Consider the following 24473-nt stretch of genomic DNA (forward strand, 5'->3'; position numbering starts at 1 on the left):
TCCATGAGTTCAACCTTTGAACACCTGATGACGGGGTTCGGCGTGGCCCTCACGCCGATCAACCTGATGCTGGCCGCCGTGGGCGGCTTCATTGGCACCATCGTGGGCATGCTGCCGGGCCTGGGCCCGATCAACGGCGTGGCCATCCTGATGCCGCTGGCTTTTGCATTGAACCTGCCGCCCGAGTCGGCGCTGATCCTGCTGGTGGCGGTGTACCTGGGCTGTGAATACGGCGGGCGCATCTCGTCGATCCTGCTGAACGTGCCCGGCGATGCCGCGGCCATCATGACGGCGGTGGACGGCTACCCCATGGCCCGCAAGGGCTTCGGTGGTGTGGCGCTGTCGATCTCGGCCTGGAGCTCGTTCGTGGGCTCGATGATCGCGATCGTGGGCCTGGTGATCGCCGCGCCGCTGCTGGCCAACTGGGCGCTGGCCTTCGGCCCGGCCGAGTACTTCGCGCTGATGGTGTTTGCCTTCGCCTGCCTGACCGGCCTGATGGGTGACCAGCCTGTCAAGGCCGGCCTGGCCGCCGTGCTGGGCCTGGCCCTGGCCACCGTGGGCATCGACGCCAACTCGGGTGTGTACCGATTCACCTTCGACTCCATCCACCTGGCCGACGGCATCCAGTTCGTGGCCGTGGTGGTGGGCGTGTTCTCGCTCAGCGAGATCTTGCTGATGGTCGAACAGGTGGTGGCGGGCAACACCATGATCACGCAGACCGGTCGCAACATGTTCAACCTCAAGGAGATGGCGCAGACTTGGTGGACCACGGTGCGCTCGTCCATCGTGGGCTTCTTCGTGGGCGTGCTGCCCGGTGCCGGCGCCACCATCGCCAGCGCCATGACCTACTCGATGGAAAAGCGCCTGACCGACACCGAAGGCACGTTCGGCAAGGGCGACATCCGCGGGGTGGCGGCGCCAGAAGCGGCCAACAACTCGGCGGCTGCCGGCTCCTTCGTGCCCATGCTGACCCTGGGCGTGCCGGGTTCGGGCACCACCGCCGTGATGGTGGGCGCGCTGGCGCTCTACAACATCACGCCGGGCCCGGCCCTGTTCGAGCAGCGTCCGACCCTGGTGTGGGGCCTGATCGCCTCGATGTTCATCGGCAACTTCATGCTGCTGGCCATGAACATCCCCATGATCCGCCTGTTCACCCGCATCCTGGCGGTGCCGAACTGGGCCCTGGTGCCGGGCATCGTGGCTGTCAGTGCCGTGGGGGTGTACGCCATCCACGCCACCACCTTCGACCTGGTGCTGATGACCCTGCTGGGTGTGGTGGGCTACGTGCTGCGCAAGCTGCACATGCCCATGGCCCCGCTGATCCTGGGTTTCGTGCTGGGCGAGCTGATCGAGCAGAACCTGCGCCGTGCCCTGTCGATGACCAACGGCGACTGGCACATCCTGGTCGAAAGCGGCATCTCGCGTGGCTTCTGGGTGTGCACCGTGCTGATGCTGGTGGTGCCCTTCGCGGTGCGCGCCTACCTGTCTCGCCGCCGCGCCGGCCAGAAGAGCGCCCCGGCTGCCGTGGGCCCTGACGAGACGGCGCCCCAGGCCTGATCGCCGTGGGCAGGGCCTGAGGCAGGCCCGCCCGGTCCCCCTGTTTTCCCCACTGACACACACAGGTCAGGGCCCGCAAGGGCCCTGTCGGGGCGAAGCCTTGCCCTGATGCCCACAACAGGCGCGCCGAGCCTGCCGCGTGCGCCCATTCTTTCCGGAGACCCCCATGAAGACGACCCGCTTGAACCGCGTTCTGGCCCGTGGCCTGGGCGCCACCCTGGCCCTGATGGCTGCTGTGCCGGCTGCACAGGCCAGCGATGTGAAGATCTACGGCATCCTGGACGTGGGCCTGCGCCACGCGCCCAACCTGTCGGTCAGCGAAGACGCCATCACCAAGGTGGACGACGGCATGCGCAGCCGCATCGGCTTTCGCGGCACCGAAGACCTGGCCCCCGGCCTGAAGGCCTTCTTCCGCCTGGAGCACAGCCTGCGCATGGACACTGGCGCCCAGCGCGACAGCGTGTTCTGGGACGACAAGGCCTGGGTGGGCCTGGACAGCCAGCAGTTCGGTCAGGTGATGCTGGGCCGCTTGCGCTCGCCCACCGACGAATACACCAACGGCACCCGCTTCGAAGCCTTCATGGGCCACACCCTGGGCGCCAGCGGTGGCCGCGCGGCCTCCAGCACCGACGCCTGGAACAACGGCGTGTACTACATCAGCCCCGCGTGGAACGGCCTGATGGTGGGTGCCGGCTTCTCGGCTGGCGAAGGCACCGTGAAGTCGTCGTCGGGTGCGCACGTGGAATACACCAACGGCCCGCTGGATGTGGCCCTGGCCTGGCAGCGCGACGGTGAAAGCCTGAGCAACCAGAAGAGCACCGTGACCCTGGCCGGCACCTACAAGCTGCCCGTGGCCCTGCTGCTGGCCACCTATGCCCGTTCGACCGATGTGGGCACCGCCGACAGCGGCGAGCGCAGCACCTACACCGTGGGGGCCCGCGTGCCGACGGGTTCGGGTGAAGTGCGCGTGTCCTACCGCCTGACCGAAGACGACCAGATCAAGGCCGTGGCCGACCGCAGCAGCGATGTCGATGTGCGTCACCTGGGCGTGGGCTACCACCACCCCTTGAGCAAGCGCACCAGCATCAACGCCACCGTGTCGTACGACAACCGAAAGACCTACACGGCCGCTGGCGCCACCGCCACCGACCGCTCGGGCCCGGGCTTTGAGGTGGGCCTGCGCGTGGCCTTCTGAGCCACCGTGCTGAAACGCCCCTTGCCCCGGCTTGACCGCGCATGAGCACGCCCCACCCGCCAGACCATGTCCAGCCGCTGGGTTGGCGCGTGGGGTGCGGGTGGTGCGTGTGCGTGCTGGCCGCCTGGGGCTGGGCCCGCTTTGGCGGGCCTTTGCCATTTTTGCTGGCCCCCATGCTGGCCTTTGCACTGGCCCGCGGGCTGGGGTGGCCCCTGGCCGAATGGCGCCACGGCCGGGCGCTGGGTCAGTGCGTGCTGGGTGTGGGCCTGGGCCTGCGCTTCACCGACGAGGTGGTGGCGGGCCTGCTGGACCGCTGGCCCCTGATCGTGGGCATGGCCGTGCTGGCCTTGCTGCCCACCTGGATCGGCTACCAGGCCTACCGGCGCTGGGGCCGTGTGTCACCCGTGAGCGCCTGCCTGTGTGCCCTGCCGGGCGGCGCTTCTGAAATGGCCGTGCTGGCCGATCGCCATGGGGCCAGTGCCTCCGCCGTCGCCCTGACGCAGGGCCTGCGTGTGACGCTGGTGGTGTCGGTGGTGCCTTGGGCGCTGATGGCCTCGGGCAGCCTGCACCCGGGTGTGGCGGTGGCGTCGGTGGTGCCTGCTGGCACACCTGCCGGGTGGGCGGCCTTGCCTGCGGCCTGGCATGCCGGTGGGCCGGCCTGGGCCTTCACCTTGGCCTGGGCCGCCCTGATCAGCCTGCCCACGGCCTGGCTGCACCGCAGGCGGTGGTCGAACGTGTGGATGATGGTGCCTCTGCTGGCCACGGCCGCGCTCATGGTGGTCTGGGAGGCCCTGCCCACCGGGGGGCTGACCGGCTGGCTGCCCCCCTGGGCCCACAGGCCGATGCTGATGTGGCCCCCGGGTGCCTTGGAGGCCGCCCAGCTGTGCCTGGGCATGACCCTGGGCGGCCGGCTGGACCGTGCGGCCTGGCAGGCGGCGCCCCGTCTCACGGCGGTCGCCCTGGGTGTGGTGCTGGCCAGTCTGCTGATGTGCCTGGGCCTGGCCGGTGTGGCGGCCTGGGCCCTGCCAGGGGTGCCCCAGGCCTGGCTGACCCACAGCCTGTCGCTGGCCCCCGGGGGCATGGCCGAGATGGCCTTGCTGGCCAGGCAAAGCGGCGCCTGGCTGCCCGAGGTGATCGCCACCCACGTGGTGCGCCTGGGTCTGGTGCTCTGGATGGCGCCCTGGTGGGTCGGGTGGGTGCAACAGCGTCACGCCCGGCTGTCATCTGATGTGACTTCACCCCCATAGGAGGGGTGAGGGTTTGATGGCGGGTGGCTTACGCTAGCGGCAATTGCCCCTCAGTAACATTTCTAAACGTGTCGCAGCCAGCCTTCCTGCTGATCGATGACCACGCCCTGTTTCGCACCGGGCTGCGCATGCTGCTGGCCGATGCGGCCCCAGACGCCCGGCTGGTCGAGGTCGACTCGATGGAAGCCCTGATGGCGGCCCCGCCCGCTTTCACGCCTGAACTCATCCTGCTGGACGTGACCTTGCCGGGCATCCACGGCCTGGCCGGACTCGCCTGGCTGCGCCAGCACTTCGGCGCCGTGCCGGTGTTGATGCTGTCGGCGCGTGACGACGAAGCCGTCGTCAGTGAGGCCTTGCGCCTGGGGGCCAACGGTTTTGTGTCGAAATCGGCGCCCCCTCAGGCCCTGCTGCAGGCCCTCAAGCAGGCGCGCCAGGGCCACGACGTCTGGCCCGCACCACCTCAGCCCACCGTGCTGTCGGCGCGTGAACCCCTGGCCGAGCCCTCGGGCTGGCGGCCCACGGCCCTGCAGCAGCGCATCCTGCAGGCCCTGGCTCTGTACAAGTCGAACAAGGCGTTGTCCAAGGCCCTGGAGCTGCCCGAGCACATCGTGCGGGCTGAACTCTCCATGCTGATGGAGCGCATGGGCGTGCTCAGCCGCGCCGACGCCCTGGTGGCCGCGCGTCAGCAAGGATGGGTGAGCGACACCGAGGTCGTCGGCACGCCCGTGGCCTCATGAACACCCGCCAGCCTTTGCTGGCGTCTCCCCCGCAGCCCTTGTGGCAGCAGGCCTGGCGTTTCGAGGCCACCCCTTTGCTGGCCGCCCAGTGCACCCTGATCCGCCAGAACGTGGTGGTGGGGCAGGCGGCCTCCATCCCGGCCGCCCTGATGGTGGCACTGGTCTACCAGCACCTGTATGCCGACACCAGCATCTGGAACTGGGCCTTCATCAGTTGCGTGATCGACCTCATGTGCATCGGCCTGGTGCGCTACACCCGCGACCCGGTCACGCCACAAGAGGCCCTGGTCATGGCCCAGGTGTTGCGCGTCATTGCCCTGTTCATCGGTGGCATGTGGGGCGCACTGGCCCTGTTCTTCATCCAGCCCGATCAGCCGCATTCCATCATGCTGGTGCTGGCCATGCTGGCCGGGATCTCGTCCAGCGGCATGATCGTGTTCGCCCCGGCCTGGCCCGTCAGCCTGGCGCACCTGTTGCCCGTGTGCCTGCCGCCGGTGTGGGTGTTGTTGCAGGGCGATCCGGCGGCCATGGGCATCGGCGTGGGCACCTGCATTTACCTGGCCACCATGCTGCCGGTGTCGCACCGCACGGCCCAGACGGTGCGAGAAGCCCTGGCCTTGCGGTTTGCCAATGACCAGCTGGTCAGCCGCCTGCGCGACCAGACCCAGCGTGCCCTGGAGGCCCGGGAACAGACCGAGTCGGCCCTGCACGAGGCCGAAGAGGCCAACCGGGCCAAGGTGGTCTTCATGGCCGCGGCCAGCCATGACCTGCGCCAGCCCCTGCATGCCTTGGGGCTGTTTGCCAGCACCCTGGCGCGCACGCCCATGTCGGCACACCAGCGCCACCTGCTCAACCAGATCGAGCAGTCGGGGCAGGCGGCCCGCGAGTTGCTCAGCACCCTGCTCGATTTTTCTCAGGTGGACACGGGGGTGGTGAAGTCGTCGGCCGAGGTGTTCGCGCTGCAGCCGCTGCTGCGCCGCCTGGAATCCGAGTTCGCCCCCCAGGCCGATGCGCAGCAGCTGCATTACCGCAGCCGCGACTGTGCCTGGGCGGTGCATGCCGACCCGGCCCTGGTCGAGCGCATCCTGCGCAACCTGATCACCAACGCCTTGCGCTACACCGAGCGCGGCGGTGTGCTGGTGGGGGTACGCCGCCGGGGTGATCGGGCCGTGATCGAGGTCTGGGATTCGGGCCTGGGCATCCCGCAGCACGAGCTGCAGGCCATCTTCCGCGAGTTCCACCAGCTGGGCAACCCCGAGCGTGACCGCCGCAAGGGCCTTGGCCTGGGGCTGGCCATTGTCGATGGCCTGGCGCGTGTGATGGGGGCCGAGGTGTCGGTGTCGTCACGCCCCGGGCGCGGCTCGGTGTTCAGGTTGAGCCTGCCACTGTCGCCAGAATCGGTGGCACTGCCCAGCCTGCCCGAGCACGATGCCTCTGACCTGCAGGGTGCCCGCGTGCTGCTGATCGACGACGACGAGAACGTGCGCGTGGCCATGCGCGAGCTGTTGCTGAGCTGGGGCGCACAGATCGAAACCGCTGAATCGATGGACCAGGCCATGGCCGTGCTGTCGCACTTCACGCCAGAGGTGCTCGTGGTCGATTACCGCCTGCGGGGCCACCAGACAGGCCGTGAAGCCATTCAGCGGGTGCGGGCGCGGCTGGGGCAGGCCCTGCCTGCCTTGATGGTGACCGGCGACACCGGCCCCGAGCGAGAACTCGAAGCCCGGGCCGTGGGGGCGGTGCTGCTGCACAAGCCGGTGGCCACGCCGGTGTTCAAGCAGGCGCTTCAGCAGGCGCTGCTGGACCATGCGCTCATGGCGCAGCGCTGGCAGGCGCCGGGGGCCGCCTCAGCATGAGGCACAGGGTCAGCGCCAGCAGGGCCAGCCACAGCCCCTGCCCAGGCACACCGAACTGATCGAACATCCAGCCGCTGACGGTGGGCCCCAGGGCGCCGCCCGCGGTGTAGCCGGCGATCATGGCCGAGGTGCCGGCCAGCGCCGAGGTGTCGGCGAAGTCGTGCGCCACCCGGATCATGCTGAGCGTGTACAGCGCGCCGCCCAGGCCGCCCCACAGGCCGGCACACACCCACAGCAAGACAGGCCATTGCCCGGCCGCCATGAAGCACACGCCAGAGGCGGCCAGCAGGGCGCCAGCTCCCAGGAAGAGGCGCTGTGCGGGCCAGCGGTCGGCCAGCCAGCCCACCGGGTACTGCAGCAGGAAGCTGCCCACCCCCAGCACCCCGGCGATGGTGGTGGCGCGGCCCAGGTCGAGGCCGGTTTCGGCGCCATAGGCCGTGGTGACCGAGCCCAGACCCACTTCGAAAACCCCGCCGACGATGGCTGCCAGCAGCAGGGCCGGCCGAAAGCGCGCCGCCTGCCACAGGCCCATGTGGGCCTGCCCTTCGTGCATGGCCTGCAGGCGCAGCACCGAGGGCGCCAGCGTGAGCACCAGCCCGGCGGCCAGGCCGGCCGAGGCCAGGCCATTGGCCTGCGCGCTGTCCAGTCCCAGCAGGCTGGGTAGGAAGGGCCCCAGCATCATGGCCGCACCCAGCAGGGCCTGGTACAGGCCGGTCAGGCGCCCGCGGTGGCTCACCGGCACGTTGTGCGCGATCAGGGCCTCTGTGGCGTTCCAGGCGGCGGCAGCGCCCAGCCCCGACAGCAGGCTCAGGGCGCACCACAGCCCGTAGTGGTCGGTCAGGAGGTAACCCAGGCTGGCCAGCAGTTCCAGCAGCAGCCCGAGGCGGTAGGCACGCCCCACGCCGATGCGGGCGAACAGGCGCGGCACCCAGGGCACCAGCGCGGCCACGGCGATGAACGGCAGGGTGGCGAACCAGCCGATGGCCGTGCTGCTGGCGCCCATTTGCTGCAGGCGCACGGCCAGCACCGGGTTGAGCAGGCTGAAGCTCAGCACCACCAGGGCGGTGCCCAGCATCACGCGCCACAAACCAGGGGGCAGGTGCAGGGGGGCGGGGGCAGCAGCGGTCAGTTGAGCCAGCCCTTGCGTCGGAAGTACCAGAACGGCGTGATGGCCGAGGCGATCATCAGGGCCACGGCAAAGGGGTAGCCGAATTGCCAGTTCAGCTCGGGCATGGCGTTGAAGTTCATGCCGTAGATGCTGGCGATCAGGGTGGGCGGCAGGAAGGCCACCGAGGCCACCGAGAAGATCTTGATGATCTTGTTCTGGTTGATGTTGATGAAGCCCACGGTGGCGTCCATCAGGAAGTTGATCTTGTCGAACAGGAAGGCCGTGTGGCTGTCGAGCGAGTCGATGTCGCGCAGGATCTGGCGGGCCTCTTCGAACTGGTCGGGGCTGAGCATGCGGGCGCGCATCATGAAGCTCACGGCGCGGCGCGTGTCCATCACGTTGCGGCGGATGCGGCCGTTCAGGTCTTCATGACGGGCGATGGCGGCCAGGGCTTCGGCGGCGGCCTGGTCGTTCACCTCGTTGTGCAGCACGCGCTTGCTGACCTTTTCCAGCTCGTCGTAGATCTGCTCGAGCGTGTCGGCCGAGTACTCGGCGTCGGCGTCATAGAGCTTGAGCAGCACGTCCTTGGCGTCTTCGATCAGGGCCGGGATGCGCCGCGCGCGCATGCGCAGCAGGCGGAACACCGGCAGGTCTTCCTTGTGGATCGAAAACAGGATGTTGTGGTGCAGGATGAAGGCCACGCGCACGTTGCGCGGGGTTTCGTCGTCGTCGATCAGGAAGTCGGAGCGGATGTGGATGTTGCCCTCTTCCTCGTAGAAGCGGGCCGATTCTTCCAGGTCGTCGTCGATGATGTCCTGCGGGATGACCAGGCCGAACTTCAGGGCAATCCAGCCCTTTTCTTCAGGCGTGGGGTCTTCCAGGTCGACCCAGATCGGGGTGACCGGCGAGAGCGCTTCCAGGTTTTCGATTTCTTCCTGGAACAGGCGGCCATTGGCCAGCGTGAACACGTTGAGCATGGGAACTCCGGCGTGTGGGCCGCGCCATGCAGCCATGGCGCACGCCCAGGGGCGAGGGAAGGGGTGATGTGGTGTGTGTACCGCCCTCCTCCCGCAACAAGCCTTCAGGCTTGTGTCACCGGGCTCCGCACCTCGATCAGGCATGAGGCGGGGTGGCTCGGTGGCTGGAGTGGGCGGTCACCGAGGGTGACTGTCCAAGGTGATGGCTCCAAGTGCGCACTCAAACGAGTGCATTCGCATTATGGCCCGATTGCCCATGGCCATTGGCCGATCAGGCCGTGTGGATGCCCGCAAATTTGTGGGTGCGGGGTCAGCGGTCAACGTCGTAGTAGTACAGGTTGGTGGCCGCCTGGTCATGGCCCTCGAAGATGCGGCGCACCAGGTCGGGGTGGCGCACCAGGTACCAGTCGCCGAAGGTGTCGAACTTGCGGCACGAGGTGATGATGCCGTCGCGCCAGACCGTGCCGTAGCGCTGCCCGCGTTGCAGGCCCAGGGCCTTCATGCGGTAGGCGAAGTGCAGGTCTTCCACGCTGACCAGGCTTTCGTCGAAGCCGCCCAGGGTGTCGAACACCTCGCGCTGGCACCAGAACATGCCGGCCGAGATGCGGAAGTCGGGCACATGGCGGGCCACCACGAAGCCAGTGGCCACGATGCCCAGCGACCAGCGCTCGGGCGTCATCCAGGCGCCACCGCCCACCCAGCGTGGGTCATGCACCTTGCGCAGCACGGCGGCCACGGTGCCGGGGCGCATCCAGCTGTCGGCGTCGAGCGTGACCACCACGGGCGAGCGCCCGGCTCGCACGGCCGCATTGCGCACGGCGGCGATGCACTTGCGCGGCTCGTCCACGCAGCGGGCGCCCAGCGATTCGGCGATGGCCTGGGTGGCGTCGGTGCAGCGGTTCAGGGCCACGCACACCTCGGCCGTGTGGCCCGAGCGCTGGGCCGAGGCCAGCACGCTCTCGATGGCGCGGCCGATGTACTTGGCTTCGTTGTGGGCCGGGATGGCCACCGACAGGTCAGGCACCGCAGGGGTCATGGCATTCGCTGGGTGAATGGTGGGGGATGCACAAATATCATTGGTGTGCATGGGGCGCCGCGCGTACGATGCCGCTCGACCCCTTTCAGAACACGCCATCATCCCACGAGGACACCCATGGACTTCCAGCCCAGCGCCCGCGCCCGCGAGACCGCCGCCAAGGTTCGCGCCTTCATCGACGAACACATCGCACCGGTCGAATCGCAGCACTGGCAGGAGATTCACGAAGCGCGCCATGGCGGCCACTGGAACGAGTGGAAGATCCCGGCCCGCGTGGAAGCACTCAAGGCCAAGGCCCGCGCCGAAGGGCTGTGGAACCTGTTCCTGCCCGACCCCGAGTTGGGGGCTGGCCTGAGCGTGCTGGAGTACGCCTTCAGCGCCGAGCAGACCGGCCGCAGCCTGATGGCGCCCGAGATCTTCAACTGCAACGCGCCCGACACCGGCAACATGGAAGTGCTGTGGAAGTACGGCAGCGCCGAGCAGAAGGCCCAGTGGCTGACGCCGCTGCTGGCCGGCGAGATCCGTTCGGTGTTTTTCATGACCGAGCCCGATGTGGCCTCGTCAGACGCCACCAACATGGCCGCCACGGCCGTGGTCGAGGGCGACGAGATCGTGCTCAACGGCAAGAAGTGGTGGTCGTCGGGCGTGGGCGACCCGCGCTGCAAGATCGGCATCTTCATGGCCCTGACGCCCAACCCCGAGGCCGGCCGCCATGGCCAACACTCGATGGTGCTGGTGCCGCTCGACAGCCCCGGCGTCGAGATCAAGCGCATGCTGCCCGTGTTCGGTGAATACGACGAGCCGCACGGCCACGGCGAGGTGCACTTCACCAACGTGCGACTGCCGCTGAGCAACGTGATCGCCGGGCCGGGGCGTGGCTTCGAGATCGCGCAAGGGCGCCTGGGCCCGGGCCGCATCCACCACTGCATGCGCTGCATCGGCGCGGCAGAAAAATCGCTGGAGCTGGCCATCCAGCGCGGCATCGACCGCGTGGCGTTCAAGAAGCAGCTGGTGAACCTGGGGGGCAACCGCGAGCGCATTGCCGAGGCCCGCGTGGCCATCGACCAGGCCCGCCTGCTGACCCTGCAAGCGGCCTGGAAGATCGACACCCACGGTGTGATGAGCGCCCTGACCGACGTGTCGGCCATCAAGGTGGTGGCACCCAGCATGCTGCAGAACGTGGTCGATTTCGCCATCCAGATGCACGGGGGCATGGGCGTGTCGCACGACACCCCGCTCACGGCCTTCTTCAACCAGGCGCGCAGCCTGCGTCTGGCCGACGGCCCGGACGAGGTGCACAAGGGCATGATCGCCCGCCTGGAGCTGATGAAGTACGGCCTGAAGTGAGGCGGGGTTCAGCACACCATGGGAGCCATCTACCTGCTGCGCCACGGCCAGGCCTCGTTTGGCAGCCACAACTACGACCAGCTGTCGCCGCTGGGCCATGAGCAGGGCCGCGTGCTGGGCCGCGCCCTGAAGGCGCGAGGCGTGGTGCCCGACCGCATCTTGTGCGGCACCATGCAGCGCCACCGCGAAACGGCCGTGGCCGCGTTGGAAGCGTTTGAGGGCCTGAACGTGCCCATTGAAGAACACGCCGGTGTCAACGAGTTCGACCACGAGAACGTGATCGAAGTGGCCGAGCCGCGCTATGTGGACAAGGTGGCCATGATGGCCGAGATGGCCGCCACGGGTGACCCGCGCCGCGCCTTCCAGACCTTCTTCCGCGAGGCCGTGGCACGCTGGGTGAATGGTCACCACGACGGCGAGTACAAAGAGCCCTGGTCGGTGTTCAAGCTGCGGGCCGTGACCGCCCTGGGCGATGTGGTGGCGCGCACCAGCCCCAAGGGCAACACCCTGGTGTTCACCTCGGGGGGCACCATCAGCGTGGTGTGCGCGCACCTGCTGGGCCTGAACGACCTGCAGGCCTTCACCATCAACTGGACGCTGGCCAATGCCGGCATCACCAAGCTGCTGGCGGGCCGTGACGGGCTGCACCTGATCTCGGTGAACGAGCACGCGCACCTGGAGGGCACGCCCAGCCCGATGCTCACGTATCGGTGAACAAAAGTGTTTCGTTTATTCTCTCGGGCTTGACCTGAACCCCCGAGACCCGAGATGAGCAACTTTGCCAAGACCCTGCGCTGGGCCGCCGTGGCCGCCCTGGCCCTGACTGCCGTGGGCGTGGCCGTGAGCTGGGCCCCTGACGTGCCCGTGGCCCAGCTGGAAGCGCGCTGGGCGCCGCCGCCCTCGCAGTTCATCACGGTGAATGGCCAGCGCGTGCACCTGCGCGACGAAGGCCCGCGCACCGATGCCGAGCCCATCGTGCTGATCCATGGCACCTCGTCGAGCCTGCACACCTGGGACGGCTGGGCCGATGGCCTGAAGGCCGAGCGCCGCGTGATCCGCTTCGACATCCCGGGCTTTGGCCTGACGGGCCGCGAGCCAGGGCAGGACCTGTCGGTGCCGGCCTATGCGGAGTTCGTCAAGGCGGTGCTGGACCAGCTGGGCGTGCAGCGCGCGGTGGTGGGCGGCAATTCGCTGGGCGGCGAGATCGCCTGGGTGTTTGGCGTGCGCCACCCCGAGCGCGTGAGCCGCCTGGTGCTGGTCGATGCCGGTGCCTACCCCTTCCCGCTGGACACCATGCCCATTGGCTTTCGGATGGCCACGGTGCCCGCCCTCAAGCCCACGGTGCGCTGGCTGATGCCGCCTGGCACCATCGAAAACAGCGTGCGCGACGTGTACGGTGACCCGAGCAAGGTCACGCCCGAGCTGGTCGAGCGCTACCGCGCGATGGCCCTGCGCGCCGGCAACCGCGAGGCCCTGTTCGAGCGCTTCGAGCAGTCGCCGATCGGTGCGCTGGCCGATGAGGTCAAGCAGGTGACACAGCCCACGTTGATCTTGTGGGGCCTGAAGGACAAACTCATCCCCCCGGCCCATGTGGACCGGTTCCTGGCCGACATTCCTGGCAGCCAGGCGGTGCGCTTCGACGGGCTGGGCCATGTGCCCCAGGAAGAAGACCCGCAGGCCACGCTGGCGGCGGTGAAGGCCTTCCTGGCGCGCCCCCTCTGACATCCTGCAGACCATGACAACCTGGACCCGCCTGACCTTGGCCGTGCTGTTGGGGGCTGCGGCCCTGGTGGGGGTGGGCGTGGCCAACTCCTGGGCACCTGACCTGCCGGTCGATGCGCTCACCGCCCGCTGGGGCACGCCCCCTTCGCAGTTCGTGCGCATCGAAGGCATGCCCGTGCACGTGCGCGACGAAGGCCCGCGCGACGACCCGGCGCCCATCGTGCTGCTGCACGGCACGGGCGCCAGCCTGCACACCTGGGACGGCTGGGTGGCCGAGCTGGCCAGCGAGCACCGTGTGGTGCGCATCGACTTGCCCGGCTTTGGCCTGACCGGCCCCAACCCCGATGGCCGCTACACCCTGCCCCGCTACTCGCAGTTCATGAACGCGGTGTTCGAGGCCCTGAGGCTGCAGCACGTGACCCTGGTGGGCAATTCGCTGGGCGGCGCCGTGGCCTGGAAAACCGCGGTGGATTTCCCCGAGAAGGTGTCGCGCCTGGTGCTGGTCGACGCGGGCGGCTACCCCAGCCAGGCCACCTCGGTGCCGATCGGCTTCCGGTTGGCAGCCAACCCCGACCTGGCCTGGCTGATGGACCGTGTGCTGCCGCGTGCCACGGTGGAATCGAGCGTGCGCAATGTCTATGGTGACCCGGCCAAGGTCACGCCCGAGCTGGTCGATCGTTACTTCGAACTGACCCGCCGCGAGGGCAACCGGCAGGCGCTGCGCGACCGTTTCGCGCAGATGAAAGGCGGCGAGCTGTCGGCCCACATCCGGCGCGTCAAGCAGCCCACCCTGATCCTGTGGGGCAGCGAAGACCGCCTGATCCCGACCACGGTGGCGCAGCAGTTCATGCGCGACATCGAAGGCGCGCAGATCGTGACTTTTGATGGCCTGGGCCATGTGCCCCAGGAAGAAGACCCGGTGCGCACGGTGCGGCCCTTCCAGCAGTTCCTGCTGAGCACGCCGGTGGTGAGCCCGGCCGACACCGACCCTGCCGACACCGCAGCACCGGCGCCCTGAACAGGGCCTCAGAGCCGGGCGGCCAGTTCCGCTGCCTGGGCGATGGCCCGTTTGGCATCGAGCTCGGAGGCCGTGTGCGCACCGCCGATCAGGTGCACGCTGAAGCCGCGCGCCTCCAGCACCTGCGCCAGCGGCCGGTGGGGCTCCTGCCCGGCGCACAGCACGATGTGGTCCACATCCAGCCAGGCAGGACTGCGGCGGTCTTTGCCAAAGCTGATCAACAGGCCCTGGTCACTGATCTGCTCGTAGTTCACGCCCGAGAGCATCTGCACCTGCCGCATCTTCATCTCGGCGCGGTGGATCCAGCCGGTGGTCTTGCCCAGGCGCGCACCGGGCTTGCCAGGGCTGCGCTGCAGCAGGGTCACTTCGCGTGCCGGGGCATGGGGCCGAGGGCCCTGCGGGGCCAGGCCACCGGGCGCCAGGGCCGGGTCGGTCACGCCCCATTCGGCCTGCCAGGCGGCCACATCGAGCGCGGTGGAGGGGCCTGCCTGCGTGAGGCAGTGCGCCACGTCAAAGCCGATGCCGCCGGCACCGATCACGGCCACCTTGTGCCCCACCACCCGGCGGTGCAGCAGCACGTCGAGGTAGTTCAGCACCTTGGGGTGGTCTTGCCCCGGAATGCGCGGGTTGCGTGGCACCACGCCGGTGGCCAGCACCACCTCGTCGTATGGGGCCAGCAGGTCGGCATCGGCCTGCACGCCCAGGTGCAGCTGCACGCCCGTCTGCGCCACGCGACGCCGGAAGTAGCGCAGCATCTCGTCGAACTCTTCCTTGCCCGGCACCTGGCGTGCCATGTTGAGCTGGCCGCCCAGGTCGGCTTGCTGCTCGAACAGGTGCACCGTGTGGCCACGTTCGGCCAGCAGCGTGGCGGCGGTCAGGCCGGCCGGGCCCGCGCCCACCACCGCGATCTGTTTGCGCTGTGGGGCGCGGCGGAAGTTCAGCTCGGTTTCGCGGCAGGCGCGCGGGTTGACCAGGCAGCTGGCCTTTTTGTTCAAAAAGACGTGGTCCAGGCAGGCCTGGTTGCAGGCGATGCAGGTGTTGATGTCCTGCGCACGCCCTTCGGCCGCCTTCTTGACGAAGTGCGGGTCGGCCAGCAGCGGGCGCGCCATCGAGACCATGTCGGCGCAGCCGTCGGCCAGCACCTGCTCGGCCACTTCGGGCGTGTTGATGCGGTTGGAGGTGACCAGCGGCGTGTCGATGCCCCGGGCGCGCAGCTCGGCCCGCATTTTCTGCGTGACCCAGGCAAAGGCCGCGCGGGGCACGCTGGTGGCGATGGTGGGGATGCGGGCCTCGTGCCAGCCGATGCCGGTGTTGATCAGGCTGGCGCCGGCGCGGGCAATGCCTTCGCCCAGCTGCACGGCCTCGGCCCAGGTGCTGCCCTCGGGCACCAGGTCGATCATCGACAGGCGGTAGATGACGATGAAATCAGGGCCCACGGCCTCGCGGGTGCGGGCCATGATCTCCAGCGGCAGGCGCATGCGCTGGCTGGCGTCGCCGCCCCATTCGTCGTGGCGCTGGTTGGTGTGCCGCGCCAGGAACTGGTTGATCAGGTAGCCCTCGGAGCCCATGATCTCGACGCCGTCGTAGCCCGCGTCACGCGCGCGGCGGGCGCAATCGACAAAGGCCTGGACCTGCCGCTGCACACCCCGGGCCGACAGGGCCCAGGGCTTGAACATCGAGATGGGCGACTGGATGGCCGACGGCGCCACGGCCAGCGGGTGGTAGGCGTAGCGACCCGTGTGCAGGATCTGCAGCGCGATGCGGCCACCGGCTTCGTGCACCGCTTGCGTGACGGTGCGGTGGCGCTGCACGGCGCGGTCGCTGGCCAGCATGCCGGCAAAGGGCTTGACCCATCCGGCCATGTTGGGCGCAAAGCCGCCGGTCACGATCAGGCCCACGCCGCCTTTGGCGCGTTCGCGGAAGTAGGCAGCCAGGCGGCTCAGGTCCCGGGCGTCTTCCAGGCCCGTGTGCATCGAGCCCATCAGCACGCGGTTGCGCAGCGTGGTGTGGCCGAGGTGCAGGGGGCTGAGCAGGTGGGGGTAGGCCGCGCTCATTCCCGTTCGATCTGGCGGGCCAGCACCAGCGAGCCGCGGGGGTCTCGCACGCCCTTGACCTCAAGGAACTGGCCGATGGCCAGGCCGCTCTCGCTGCCCAGGTTCTTGAAGTCGGTGCGGTTGTCCCAGGCCACCGTCAGGGTGCCACCCGAGACCTGAAGCCGCAGCTGATCGGTGCCGGTGTTCAGGCTTTGCACCGTGCCATGCAACTCGATCTCTCGCGTGCCTTCGACCCCGCCGCCGTGGTCGTCGCTGTCGCTTTCCAGGCTGATCTTGCTGGCCACCAGCACGCCGTTCTGCAGGCTGCCCTCGACCTCGACGCGGGTGCCATTGGCCAGGTTCAGGTTGCTGGGGGCGCGGCGTGTGCTGCTGGTGAACTGCACGGGCACGCCGTTGATGTCGAAGCTGCCCGCGGTGCTGTTGCCGCCGAGGTGGGCGATCAGGCCTTCGGCGCGGCCCTCTCGGCGCTCGCCGAAGCTGCGGGTTTCGCTGCTCAGGCGCTGCACGGTCCAGGGGCTGGTGGCGCCTGTGGGGGCCAGGCGAAGGCGCACGAAGCTGCCCACAGTGGGTGCGTTGACGCCCACGCCGAGCGTGTAAGCCTGGCTGTTGATCGTCACCGACGACCCGCTGACTGCCGTGACCTTGCCCCGCACGCGATAGGTTTCGCGTTCGTCGTTGTAAGCGTTGAAGGTGCTCTGCGCCAGGCACTCCACGCGCGTGGCGGTGTACCCGCTGTCGGCGGGGAATCCGTACACCTTGACCAGTTCACAGCCATTGCCGCCCAGGCCGCTCAGGCCCTGGGTGTTGCTGTCGTCGTAGAAGGTGTCGGCCGTGACCTTGACGGTCTGCCCCAGCAAGGTGATCGTGCTGCTGCTGACGTTCACATTGGCCTGAGGCAAGGGCCCCAGCAGCTCGTAGCCCACCTGCACGCTCTCGGCGCGGGCCACCGTCTGCCCGGCGCTGCTGGTGCTGGTGTCGCCACCACTGACGGTGACCACCATGCCCAATGCCAGGGCGGGGCTGCTGTCGCCATCGAGCGAAACGGTGCCCACGCTGCTGTTGTCGTAGCGCACGCCATTGACGATGATCGAGCCGAAACCTGAGATCGAGCCGGTGGTGTACGAACCGGTGCCGCCGCTGCCGATGCCGCTGCCATTGCTGGCGGTGGTGCTGCCACCGCCACAGGCCGTGAGCCAGGTGGCGCAAGCCAGGGCGGTGGCCGCCAACAGGCGGCGAAAGATTGGAGCAGGCATGGGCACCTCAGGGCAACGGGTCGTCGCCGGCGGCTGGGTCGGCGCGGGTGGTGTAGCTGTACAGGCCAATGCGCAGGCGCTCGCTGAGCGCACGGCCTTCGGCCTGGTCTTCGTCGATCAGGGCTTGCAGCTCCGGGGTGATCAGCTTGAGCAAGGCTTGCCACTGCTGACGCAGCATGGGCTTGATGCGCGCGGCCGATTCGGCCGACAGCTCATGCGCCCACAGGGCCTGCTCGAAATGCGGGGTGTCTTCCTGGTGCAGCACGTTGTCCACGGCGGCATCAAAGTGGTCGCCCACATTCTCGCCAAGAAAGCCCAGCATGCGCGCGCGGTCCCCCTTGGGCACGAAGGCTTCGCGTGTGATGTGCACGGTGTCGGTGGGCAGGTCGAGCCGGGCCAGGTCAAGTCGAAGCAGTTCGTCGAGGATGGAGCGGGGGTGCACATCGCGCGTGACCGATTGCGCGAGTGTTTCGAAGCTGGGGGCATCGCCCTGGCGCGGCAGGGCCTTGAGCGTGCCATTGCGGTGGCGGTACTGGCGATCGCTCAGCCAGCGGGTGAACACCTCGGAGGCCACTGAGGGGCGTGTGCGCGCGGCCGGTGCAGCCTCCTGCGTGATGCGCGTGACCTCGCGCCGGTTCAGACCCGTGACCGTGCTGATCCGGCTGACCATGCGGTGCGGCAGGATCTCGGGGTGCTGCGAGCGGATGCTGTCGCGTGCGGCGTCGACCAGGCTGCGCCGCAGCAACTCTTCCACCATCCCATGGCGCAGCCCGTGGGCCACGGCCAGGCGCGCCATGGGGGCGAGCACGGAGGCCAGGGCCTGCTCCAGGGCTTTGTCTGGCGCCTGTTCAGGTTCGGAGGGTGGGGAAGGGTTGGAAGCCATGATGAACTGCACGCCCATGTTAAATGGGGAATTGGCACAGTTCAAGCCACCCCACCCTGGGTGGGGTGGCCCACGAACACCCACGCGACAGGGTGCTGCTCAGGCGCCGTCGTGGGTGCGGAAGGTGTGCTGGGTGCGAGGGCCACCCATCAACACCCGCTGCATCGGGCCTTGGCCCATCAGGCGCACCACAGCGCGGTGTGGGCTGTCAGGCGTGGGGCTCAAGGCCTGGTAGTGCACCGTCAGGGCATTCAGGCTGGGGCACTGGAGGTGCCAGCGCAGCCGGGCGTGCACGCCATCGTCATGCCGCCACAGCTCGGGCGCATCCCTGGCCGTCTGCGTGGGCTGTGGGGTCGCGGTGCATGCGCCTGCCGCACTGCGCACCGCCAGCTGCGACTGGGCCCAGCTCAGCAGCTCGGCCCAGCGTGGGCGAACTTCTTCGGCGCTGAGTTGCCCGTCTTCGTTGCTGTCCAGCAGCAGTTCGTCGTCGAGGTCGCGCAGCGCGAGGTCCCATTGCACGGTCAGCTGCTGTCCTGGCAGCACTTGCAGCCTCAGGTGGCTGTCGCCCGTCGGATGGGCCAGGCTGGGCAGCGGCATCAGGGCCAGCAGAAGGCAGCTCAGTGCCATCAGGCCGAGCAGCCGGGCCGGCTGCCGTTGCAGGGCGCGGCGGGCGCGTGCACGCGAGCGGATGTGTGTGGCGGTGAAGGGCCAGGGGGTCATGTGCGCACTCCCAGTCGCACATCGGTCCAACCGGCCTGGCGACAGAAATCGATCACGGCCCGGGCCGCGTCAGGGCGCCCGGCGGCCCGGGCGGCTTCGAGCACCAGGCGTGCGTCGATGGGTTCTTTCTGAATGCCCCAGTTGACCAGCGCCAGACGCAGGGCTTCCTGCGGGCGCTTGCGCACGCGCAACTCGAAGCGAGCTTCTTCGCGCCAGTGGATGCTGTCTCCGCGGTGGCGAGCAGCGGCCAGGCGCTCGCCCATCTGGCGTGCCAATGCTGGGGCTTGCGGGTGCTTGAGCACGGTGGCGGCTTCGGCCAGTCGCAGCAGCAGGCCGTCGTGCCGGGTGCGGCCTTGCAGGCGCGCCCACACGGTCTGGGCCTGGCCCTGGTCCAGCAACCAATCGGCCAGGGCGCCTTCGCTGTAGGGGTCCCGGGCGATGCTGGCCAGTGTGTCGTAGAGCTGGGCGGCTTCCTGCTGTTCGCCCAGGCGCTCGGCCAGTTCGGCTCGCACCAGCACCAGGTGCGGCAGCAGCGCCTTGGGCGCGCGCCACATCAGCCGAGACAGGCTTTGGCGCGCTTCCTGGGCGCGGCCTTGGAAGCTGTCCAGATCGGCCTGACACAAGGTGGCCTGCCAGGTGGCGCCGTTGCGCTGCATGCCGTCGCAGGCTTGACGGGCCTCTGCGTAACGGCCGGTCAGCTGGCGCACGGTGGCCAGCGTCCACCAGGCCTGGGTGTGTTCGGGGTGTTGTTGCGTGAGGGCGTGCAGCTCGGCATGTGCAGCATCAAAATCGTGCAGGGCCTGGCGCACCGTGGCACGCACCAGGCGCACTTCGGGCGGGGCGTCGGCCTGCAGCCACCAGGGGGCCAGCGCGGCCTGGGCCTGGGCCAGGTAACGGGTGTCACCCTCTTCGCGGGCCAGGCTCAGGGCCTGGGCGGCCACCTGCAGAGCCTGTGGCAGGTGCGTGGGTTGTTCGGTCAAGGCGCGACGCGCCTGGCGCAACTGGCGCTGGGCGTCAGTGAGCGGTCGGTCGTGCAGGGTGTCGAGGTGGGCTTGAGGCTGGCTGGGCCAGGTCACCGCGGCGGCTTGGGCCAGGGGCGTGCCCAGGCTCAGCGCCATCGACACGGCCACAGCGCTCAGGTGGGCGGTGGTGGCCGGGTGCATCGTGAACAGAGAACGCAAGCGCATGCGGGTCTCCAGAAAGCGGCCCCTGGGGGGGCAGTGGGTGCCCCGCACCCGCTGGCACAGGCCAGCTCAGGTGCGGGGCGCAACGCCTCGTCAGACCTCGTCAGAGGGCATGTCGGCGTCGTTGGCGGTGGCCGCCGGGGAGGCGGTGCTGTCGGTGGCGATCACCTCGGGCTCGAAGGCGCTGGCGTTGTCGTCCGGCGCTGACGCATCGGCGGGGCTGGCAATGGCCGCACCGTTTTCGTTCACCGTCTGGGCGCTGGCGTTCAGCTCGGCCACCGTGGGGGCTGGGGCGGGTGCTGCCGTCACCGGGGTGGGGTCGTCGCCGCCACCACCGCAGGCGCTCAGCAAGGCGCTGCCCACCAACAAGGCCATCAGGGCGTGTCGTTGCTTGTTCATGTCAGACCGTCCTTTCGGGCTCATTGGGCGCGGGTGCCGCCCAGCGGAGTGTTGAGGTAGGGGAAGCGGTTGAGCAGGGGCACCAGCTCCTGGTCAGCCTTGTCGGTGATCTGCAGCACGGCGTTGCCCAGGGGCACATTGGCGGGCGTGCAGCTGTTGCCAAACACCGGCGCGCCCAGGCCCAGGTCGGTGGCAGCTTGTGTGCACAGGCCACCCATGGCAGCGACCAGGGCAATGTCGACCACGTCGTCCTTCGGGCGACGGCCGTTCGGGAATCCGGCCAGGTCAGACACCTTGCCGTTGCTGTCCAGGGTGCTTTGACCGGCCACTGCGGCGCTCACACCACCGGCCTTGATGATGCCGCCCACCAGGCCCAGAGGGCTTTGGTCTGCGTAAGGCACTGCCTTCAGGCCTGTGTTCAGGCGAAGGATTTCCGACGGTGTCACCGTGGCCAGCTGGTTCACGGTGGGGATGCCGGTCAGGAACACGGTGACCAGGTCACTGCGGCTGAAGCTGGGGGCTTTGGCCGTTCCGTTCACGCCCGTGGGCACGTCGTCTTCGACCACGGCGCCGATCAGCGCGGGCAGCGTGGGGTTGGTCACGTAGCTCAGGAACTGACCGTCCTTGCCGGGTTGTGAGCCGTTGAAGCGGTCCTTGTCCTTCAGGCCGATCACCACTTCATTGACCAGCGGGTTGCCCAGGCGAGACACCTGCACCCAGGCGCCGCCACCGGCCATGGTGGTCTGATGACCGCTTCGCGGCGAGGCGCTCAGCAGAGGGGCCTGAGGCAGGCTGGCGGTGGTCCAGCCACCGATCACGCCGTTGCCACCGGCGGTCACGCACTCTGCGGGCACTTCGATGGCCAGCGACGTCACGTTCTTGTCTTCGATGATGTTGGCAGTGCCGTCGCCGCGAGCCGAAATCAGCGCGCTCAGCGGCGCATTGACCAGGTCGAAAATGGTGCCCAGGTTCACGGCAAATCCGTCACGGCGTTGGCCGGCGAAAACCTTGGCCATCTTGCTGGTGGTGCAGCCGGGCACCTGGAAGCTGAAGATGTGCTTTTGCGCGTAGGTCTCGTATTCGCTGGGGGTGCCGTTGGTCTTCAGGCCGATGTAGTCCACCGGCTTGTCGAAGGTGTCCACCACGGTGCGCTTGCCACTGCGGCGGTCACCGCGCACCAGGGCCAGCTCGTAGGTTTCACGCACGTTCGAACGTGCGTCGTTCACGTCAACGATCTTGCCGATGGCGGTCAGCGGGATCGACACGCCGTTGCTGGCTGCGTCCACGCCCTTGAAGTTCTTGAGCTTGTTCTTGAAGCGGAACTGGAAGGTCAGGTCTTCCTTGGCGTCGCCGTTGCTGTCGATGTGGATCTCGTACAGCGCGTTGGGGTCCATCTTGAAGTAGTTGGGGCCGCCGTAGGCGTCTTGCAGGGGCTGATAGTTGGCGATCAGGGTGACGTAACCCGAGCGGCCACCCGTGCCATTGGCTTGAACGCCCTCATAGCTGTTGAACATGTAGAAGTCGGACGCATCGACCTTCGGCGCCGTGGTGATGAACGGCGCTTCGCGGTGGCTGGAGGCCTGCACGGCCGTGGCGCAGGCGGCCAGGGCGGCAGCGGCCACGAGGCCATGGCGCAGGGTGCTGAACTTGATCGCAGAACGCATGAGTGACTCCGGTGTTGGTTGGGGAGACTGGCAAGTTCAGGGTTATACGGAGAAGTTTTCTGGTTGGATGCAGCAGAGTGCGCAGGATCGGCATCTGCCTTGAAACAGTGAACCTTGTCGTGAGAAAGTGCACAGGCGAAAAAAAAGCACCCCGGAGGGTGCTTGGATCAAGGGCCTCGCGGGGCCCACAGCATGCTGACGGGAGGTCAGTCGTGTTGATGCAAAGTTAACACAAGCCCCGAGGGCGTCCCTCGGGGAATGCGTGAGTTTGGCCACAAAGGGCCGCAGGACTTCAGGCCTGCGCCTTCTTCTTCAGACGCCAGGCGTGCAGCAGCGGCTCGGTGTAACCCGAGGGCTGTTCCTTGCCCTTGAAGACCAGGTCCAGGGCGGCCTGGAAGGCGGCGCCGTTGGGGTTGGCCACCAGGCTTTCGTAGGCAGCGTCGCCAGCGTTCTGGCCGTCGACCACGGCGGCCATGCGGGCAAAGCTGTCACGCACCTGGGCTTCGGTGATCACGCCATGGTGCAGCCAGTTGGCCACGTGCTGGCTGGAGATGCGCAGGGTGGCGCGGTCTTCCATCAGGCCGATGTTGTGGATGTCGGGCACCTTCGAGCAGCCCACGCCCTGGTCGATCCAGCGCACCACGTAACCCAGGATGCCCTGGATGTTGTTGTCCAGCTCTTGCTGCTTCTCGGCGTCCGACCAGTTGGCCTGGGCCACCACCGGGATGGTCAGCAGCTTGTCCATCAGGGCCTGAGCGTCTTCGCCCGACTTCTCGATGTCCTGCTGGATGGCGGCCACGCTGACCTGGTGGTAGTGGGTGGCGTGCAGGGTGGCGGCGGTGGGCGACGGGGTCCAGGCGGTGTTGGCACCGGCCTTGGGGTGACCGATCTTCTGCTTGAGCATCTCGGCCATCAGGTCGGGCATGGCCCACATGCCCTTGCCGATCTGGGCGCGACCGCGCAGGCCCATCTGCAGGCCGATCAGCACGTTGCGGCGCTCGTAGGCGGCGATCCAGTCGCTGCCCTTGATGTCGCCCTTGCGCATCATGGGGCCGGCCAGCATGGCGGTGTGCATTTCGTCGCCAGTGCGGTCCAGGAAGCCGGTGTTGATGAAGGCCACGCGGGTGGAAGCCGCGGCAATGCAGGCCTTCAGGTTGGCCGAGGTGCGGCGCTCTTCGTCCATGATGCCCAGCTTGACGGTGCTGTCGGCCAGGCCCAGCAGCTGCTCGACGCGACCGAACAGCTCGGCGGCGAAGGCCACTTCAGCGGGGCCGTGCATCTTGGGCTTGACGATGTAGACCGAGCCGGTGCGCGAGTTGCGGATGGCCTGGCCGTTGATCTGGCCACGGCCTTGCAGGTCATGCAGGGCGATGGTGGTGGTGACCACGGCGTCCATGATGCCTTCGGGGATTTCCTTGCCTTCGGCACCCCACAGGATGGCCGGGTTGGTCATCAGGTGGCCCACATTGCGCACGAACATCAGCGAACGGCCGTGCAGCTTGACTTCGCCACCCTTGGCGCCGGTGTACACGCGGTCGCCGTTGAGCTTGCGGGTGAAGCTCTTGCCGCCCTTGGCCACTTCTTCGGTCAGGGTGCCCAGCTGAATGCCCAGCCAGTTGGTGTAGCCCAGCACCTTGTCTTGGGCGTCCACGGCGGCCACCGAGTCTTCCAGGTCCAGGATGGTGGACACGGCCGATTCCAGGATCACGTCGGCCACACCGGCGGCATCGGTCTTGCCGATGGCGGTTTCAGCGTTGATCTGGATGTCGATGTGCATGCCGTTGTTGACCAGCAGCACGCTGGTGGGCTTGGCGGCGTCACCCTGGAAGCCCACCAGCTGCTCGGGGTTCTGCAGGCCGGTGGTCTTGCCATTGGTCAGGGCCACGACCAGCTGGCCATTGGCGATGCTGTAGCCGGTGCTTTCCTTGTGCGAAGCGCCTTCCAGGGGCACGGCCTGGTCCAGGAAGTTGCGGGCCCAGGCGATCACCTTGGCGCCACGCACGGGGTTGTAGCCCTTGCCCTTGTCGGCGCCGTCGGTTTCAGGGATGGCGTCGGTGCCGTACAGGGCGTCGTACAGGCTGCCCCAGCGGGCGTTGGCCGCGTTCAGGGCGTAGCGGGCGTTCAGGATGGGCACGACCAGCTGCGGGCCGGCCTGCAGGGCCAGCTCGGCATCGACGTTGGCGGTGGTGGCCTTCACGTCAGCGGGCACGGGCACCAGGTAGCCGATCTTTTCCAGGTGGGCCTTGTAGGCGGCCATGTCGGCGATGGGGCCGGGGTTGGCGGTGTGCCAGGCGTCCATCTCGGTCTGGATGCGGTCACGCTCGGCCAGCAGGGCGGCGTTCTTGGGGGCCAGCTCATTGACGATGGCGTCAAAGCCCGCCCAGAACTTGGCGCTGTCGATGCCGGTGCCAGGCAGCACCTTGTCTTCGACGAAGCGGAAGAGCTCGGTGGCCACTTGCAGGCTGTGAACCTTGGTGCGATCGGTCATGGGGGAACCTCGTCAATGAAAGAGAGAA

20 protein-coding genes are annotated in these 24473 nt (G+C 68.3%); 9 read left to right on the forward strand and 11 right to left on the reverse strand.

Going from position 1 to position 24473, the window contains the following annotated elements; all coding sequences use genetic code 11:
- Positions 1-3 precede the first annotated feature (3 nt).
- From EYS42_RS12410 to EYS42_RS12430, 5 genes are all read left to right on the forward strand, one after another.
- Positions 4-1557, forward strand: a complete 1554-nt coding sequence (locus EYS42_RS12410; protein WP_130968506.1) for a tripartite tricarboxylate transporter permease — start codon at positions 4-6, stop codon at positions 1555-1557.
- Between the two features lie 166 nt (positions 1558-1723).
- Positions 1724-2752, forward strand: a complete 1029-nt coding sequence (locus tag EYS42_RS12415; RefSeq protein WP_130968507.1) for a porin — start codon at positions 1724-1726, stop codon at positions 2750-2752.
- Between the two features lie 41 nt (positions 2753-2793).
- Entirely contained in the window at positions 2794-3999 is a 1206-nt protein-coding gene (locus tag EYS42_RS12420) for an AbrB family transcriptional regulator (protein WP_130968508.1), read from the forward strand.
- Positions 4000-4067: 68 nt separating this feature from the next.
- Positions 4068-4736, forward strand: coding sequence for a response regulator (locus tag EYS42_RS12425; protein ID WP_130968509.1), 669 nt, complete (start codon positions 4068-4070; stop codon positions 4734-4736).
- Positions 4733-6592 carry an ATP-binding response regulator gene (locus EYS42_RS12430; protein ID WP_130968510.1) on the forward strand — a complete coding sequence of 620 codons (1860 nt, stop codon included), beginning with the start codon at positions 4733-4735 and terminating at the stop codon, positions 6590-6592. Before EYS42_RS12425 ends, EYS42_RS12430 begins: the two co-directional genes overlap by 4 nt.
- Here the strand turns inward: EYS42_RS12430 and EYS42_RS12435 are convergent.
- The 3 genes from EYS42_RS12435 to EYS42_RS12445 all read right to left on the reverse strand — a co-directional run bounded on the left by EYS42_RS12435 (position 6549) and on the right by EYS42_RS12445 (position 9713).
- Positions 6549-7667 carry an MFS transporter gene (locus tag EYS42_RS12435; protein WP_130968511.1) on the reverse strand — a complete coding sequence of 373 codons (1119 nt, stop codon included), beginning with the start codon at positions 7665-7667 and terminating at the stop codon, positions 6549-6551. The genes EYS42_RS12430 and EYS42_RS12435 overlap by 44 nt on opposite strands.
- A gap of 50 nt (positions 7668-7717) precedes the next feature.
- A complete protein-coding gene (corA, locus tag EYS42_RS12440; protein ID WP_130968512.1) occupies positions 7718-8677 on the reverse strand; it encodes a magnesium/cobalt transporter CorA in 960 nt (319 codons plus the stop codon).
- A 310-nt stretch (positions 8678-8987) separates the two neighbouring features.
- Entirely contained in the window at positions 8988-9713 is a 726-nt protein-coding gene (locus EYS42_RS12445) for a glycosyltransferase family 2 protein (RefSeq protein ID WP_165456763.1), read from the reverse strand.
- Positions 9714-9830: 117 nt separating this feature from the next.
- Between EYS42_RS12445 and EYS42_RS12450 the strand changes: the two genes are divergently transcribed.
- The 4 genes from EYS42_RS12450 to EYS42_RS12465 are packed head-to-tail and all read left to right on the forward strand — an operon-like array spanning position 9831 to position 13800.
- Positions 9831-11060, forward strand: a complete 1230-nt coding sequence (locus EYS42_RS12450) for an acyl-CoA dehydrogenase family protein (protein ID WP_130968514.1) — start codon at positions 9831-9833, stop codon at positions 11058-11060.
- A gap of 18 nt (positions 11061-11078) precedes the next feature.
- A complete protein-coding gene (locus EYS42_RS12455) occupies positions 11079-11774 on the forward strand; it encodes a histidine phosphatase family protein (RefSeq protein ID WP_130968515.1) in 696 nt (231 codons plus the stop codon).
- Positions 11775-11828: 54 nt separating this feature from the next.
- Positions 11829-12782 (forward strand): alpha/beta fold hydrolase, encoded by a 954-nt coding sequence (locus EYS42_RS12460; RefSeq protein WP_130968516.1) that lies wholly within the window; start codon positions 11829-11831, stop codon positions 12780-12782.
- A 13-nt stretch (positions 12783-12795) separates the two neighbouring features.
- Complete coding sequence (locus EYS42_RS12465) at positions 12796-13800, forward strand: alpha/beta fold hydrolase (RefSeq protein ID WP_130968517.1); 1005 nt, start codon at positions 12796-12798, stop codon at positions 13798-13800.
- 8 nt (positions 13801-13808) lie between these two features.
- Here EYS42_RS12465 and EYS42_RS12470 read toward each other — a convergent pair whose 3' ends face one another.
- The 8 genes from EYS42_RS12470 to EYS42_RS12505 all read right to left on the reverse strand — a co-directional run bounded on the left by EYS42_RS12470 (position 13809) and on the right by EYS42_RS12505 (position 24445).
- A complete protein-coding gene (locus EYS42_RS12470; RefSeq protein WP_130968518.1) occupies positions 13809-15854 on the reverse strand; it encodes an NADPH-dependent 2,4-dienoyl-CoA reductase in 2046 nt (681 codons plus the stop codon).
- A complete protein-coding gene (locus EYS42_RS12475) occupies positions 15851-17107 on the reverse strand; it encodes a DUF5666 domain-containing protein (RefSeq protein WP_130968519.1) in 1257 nt (418 codons plus the stop codon). Before EYS42_RS12475 ends, EYS42_RS12470 begins: the two co-directional genes overlap by 4 nt.
- Positions 17108-17114: 7 nt before the next feature.
- Positions 17115-17990 carry a DUF6502 family protein gene (locus EYS42_RS12480; RefSeq protein WP_130968520.1) on the reverse strand — a complete coding sequence of 292 codons (876 nt, stop codon included), beginning with the start codon at positions 17988-17990 and terminating at the stop codon, positions 17115-17117.
- Between the two features lie 99 nt (positions 17991-18089).
- Positions 18090-18710, reverse strand: coding sequence for a hypothetical protein (locus tag EYS42_RS12485; protein WP_130968521.1), 621 nt, complete (start codon positions 18708-18710; stop codon positions 18090-18092).
- The gene (locus EYS42_RS12490) at positions 18707-19897 is read right to left on the reverse strand and encodes a tetratricopeptide repeat protein (protein WP_130968522.1); all 1191 of its coding nucleotides are present in this window, start codon (positions 19895-19897) and stop codon (positions 18707-18709) included. The genes EYS42_RS12485 and EYS42_RS12490 overlap by 4 nt, the downstream gene beginning before the upstream one ends.
- A 90-nt stretch (positions 19898-19987) precedes the next feature.
- Positions 19988-20293: a hypothetical protein gene (locus tag EYS42_RS12495; RefSeq protein WP_130968523.1), complete on the reverse strand. Its 306-nt coding sequence runs from the start codon at positions 20291-20293 to the stop codon at positions 19988-19990.
- 20 nt (positions 20294-20313) lie between these two features.
- Complete coding sequence (locus tag EYS42_RS12500) at positions 20314-21957, reverse strand: DUF4331 domain-containing protein (protein WP_130968524.1); 1644 nt, start codon at positions 21955-21957, stop codon at positions 20314-20316.
- A 292-nt stretch (positions 21958-22249) separates the two neighbouring features.
- A complete protein-coding gene (locus EYS42_RS12505) occupies positions 22250-24445 on the reverse strand; it encodes a malate synthase G (RefSeq protein WP_130968525.1) in 2196 nt (731 codons plus the stop codon).
- Positions 24446-24473 lie beyond the last annotated feature (28 nt).

This window comes from Aquabacterium lacunae (assembly GCF_004310865.1).
Taxonomy (GTDB): Bacteria; Pseudomonadota; Gammaproteobacteria; order Burkholderiales; family Burkholderiaceae_C; genus Aquabacterium; species Aquabacterium lacunae.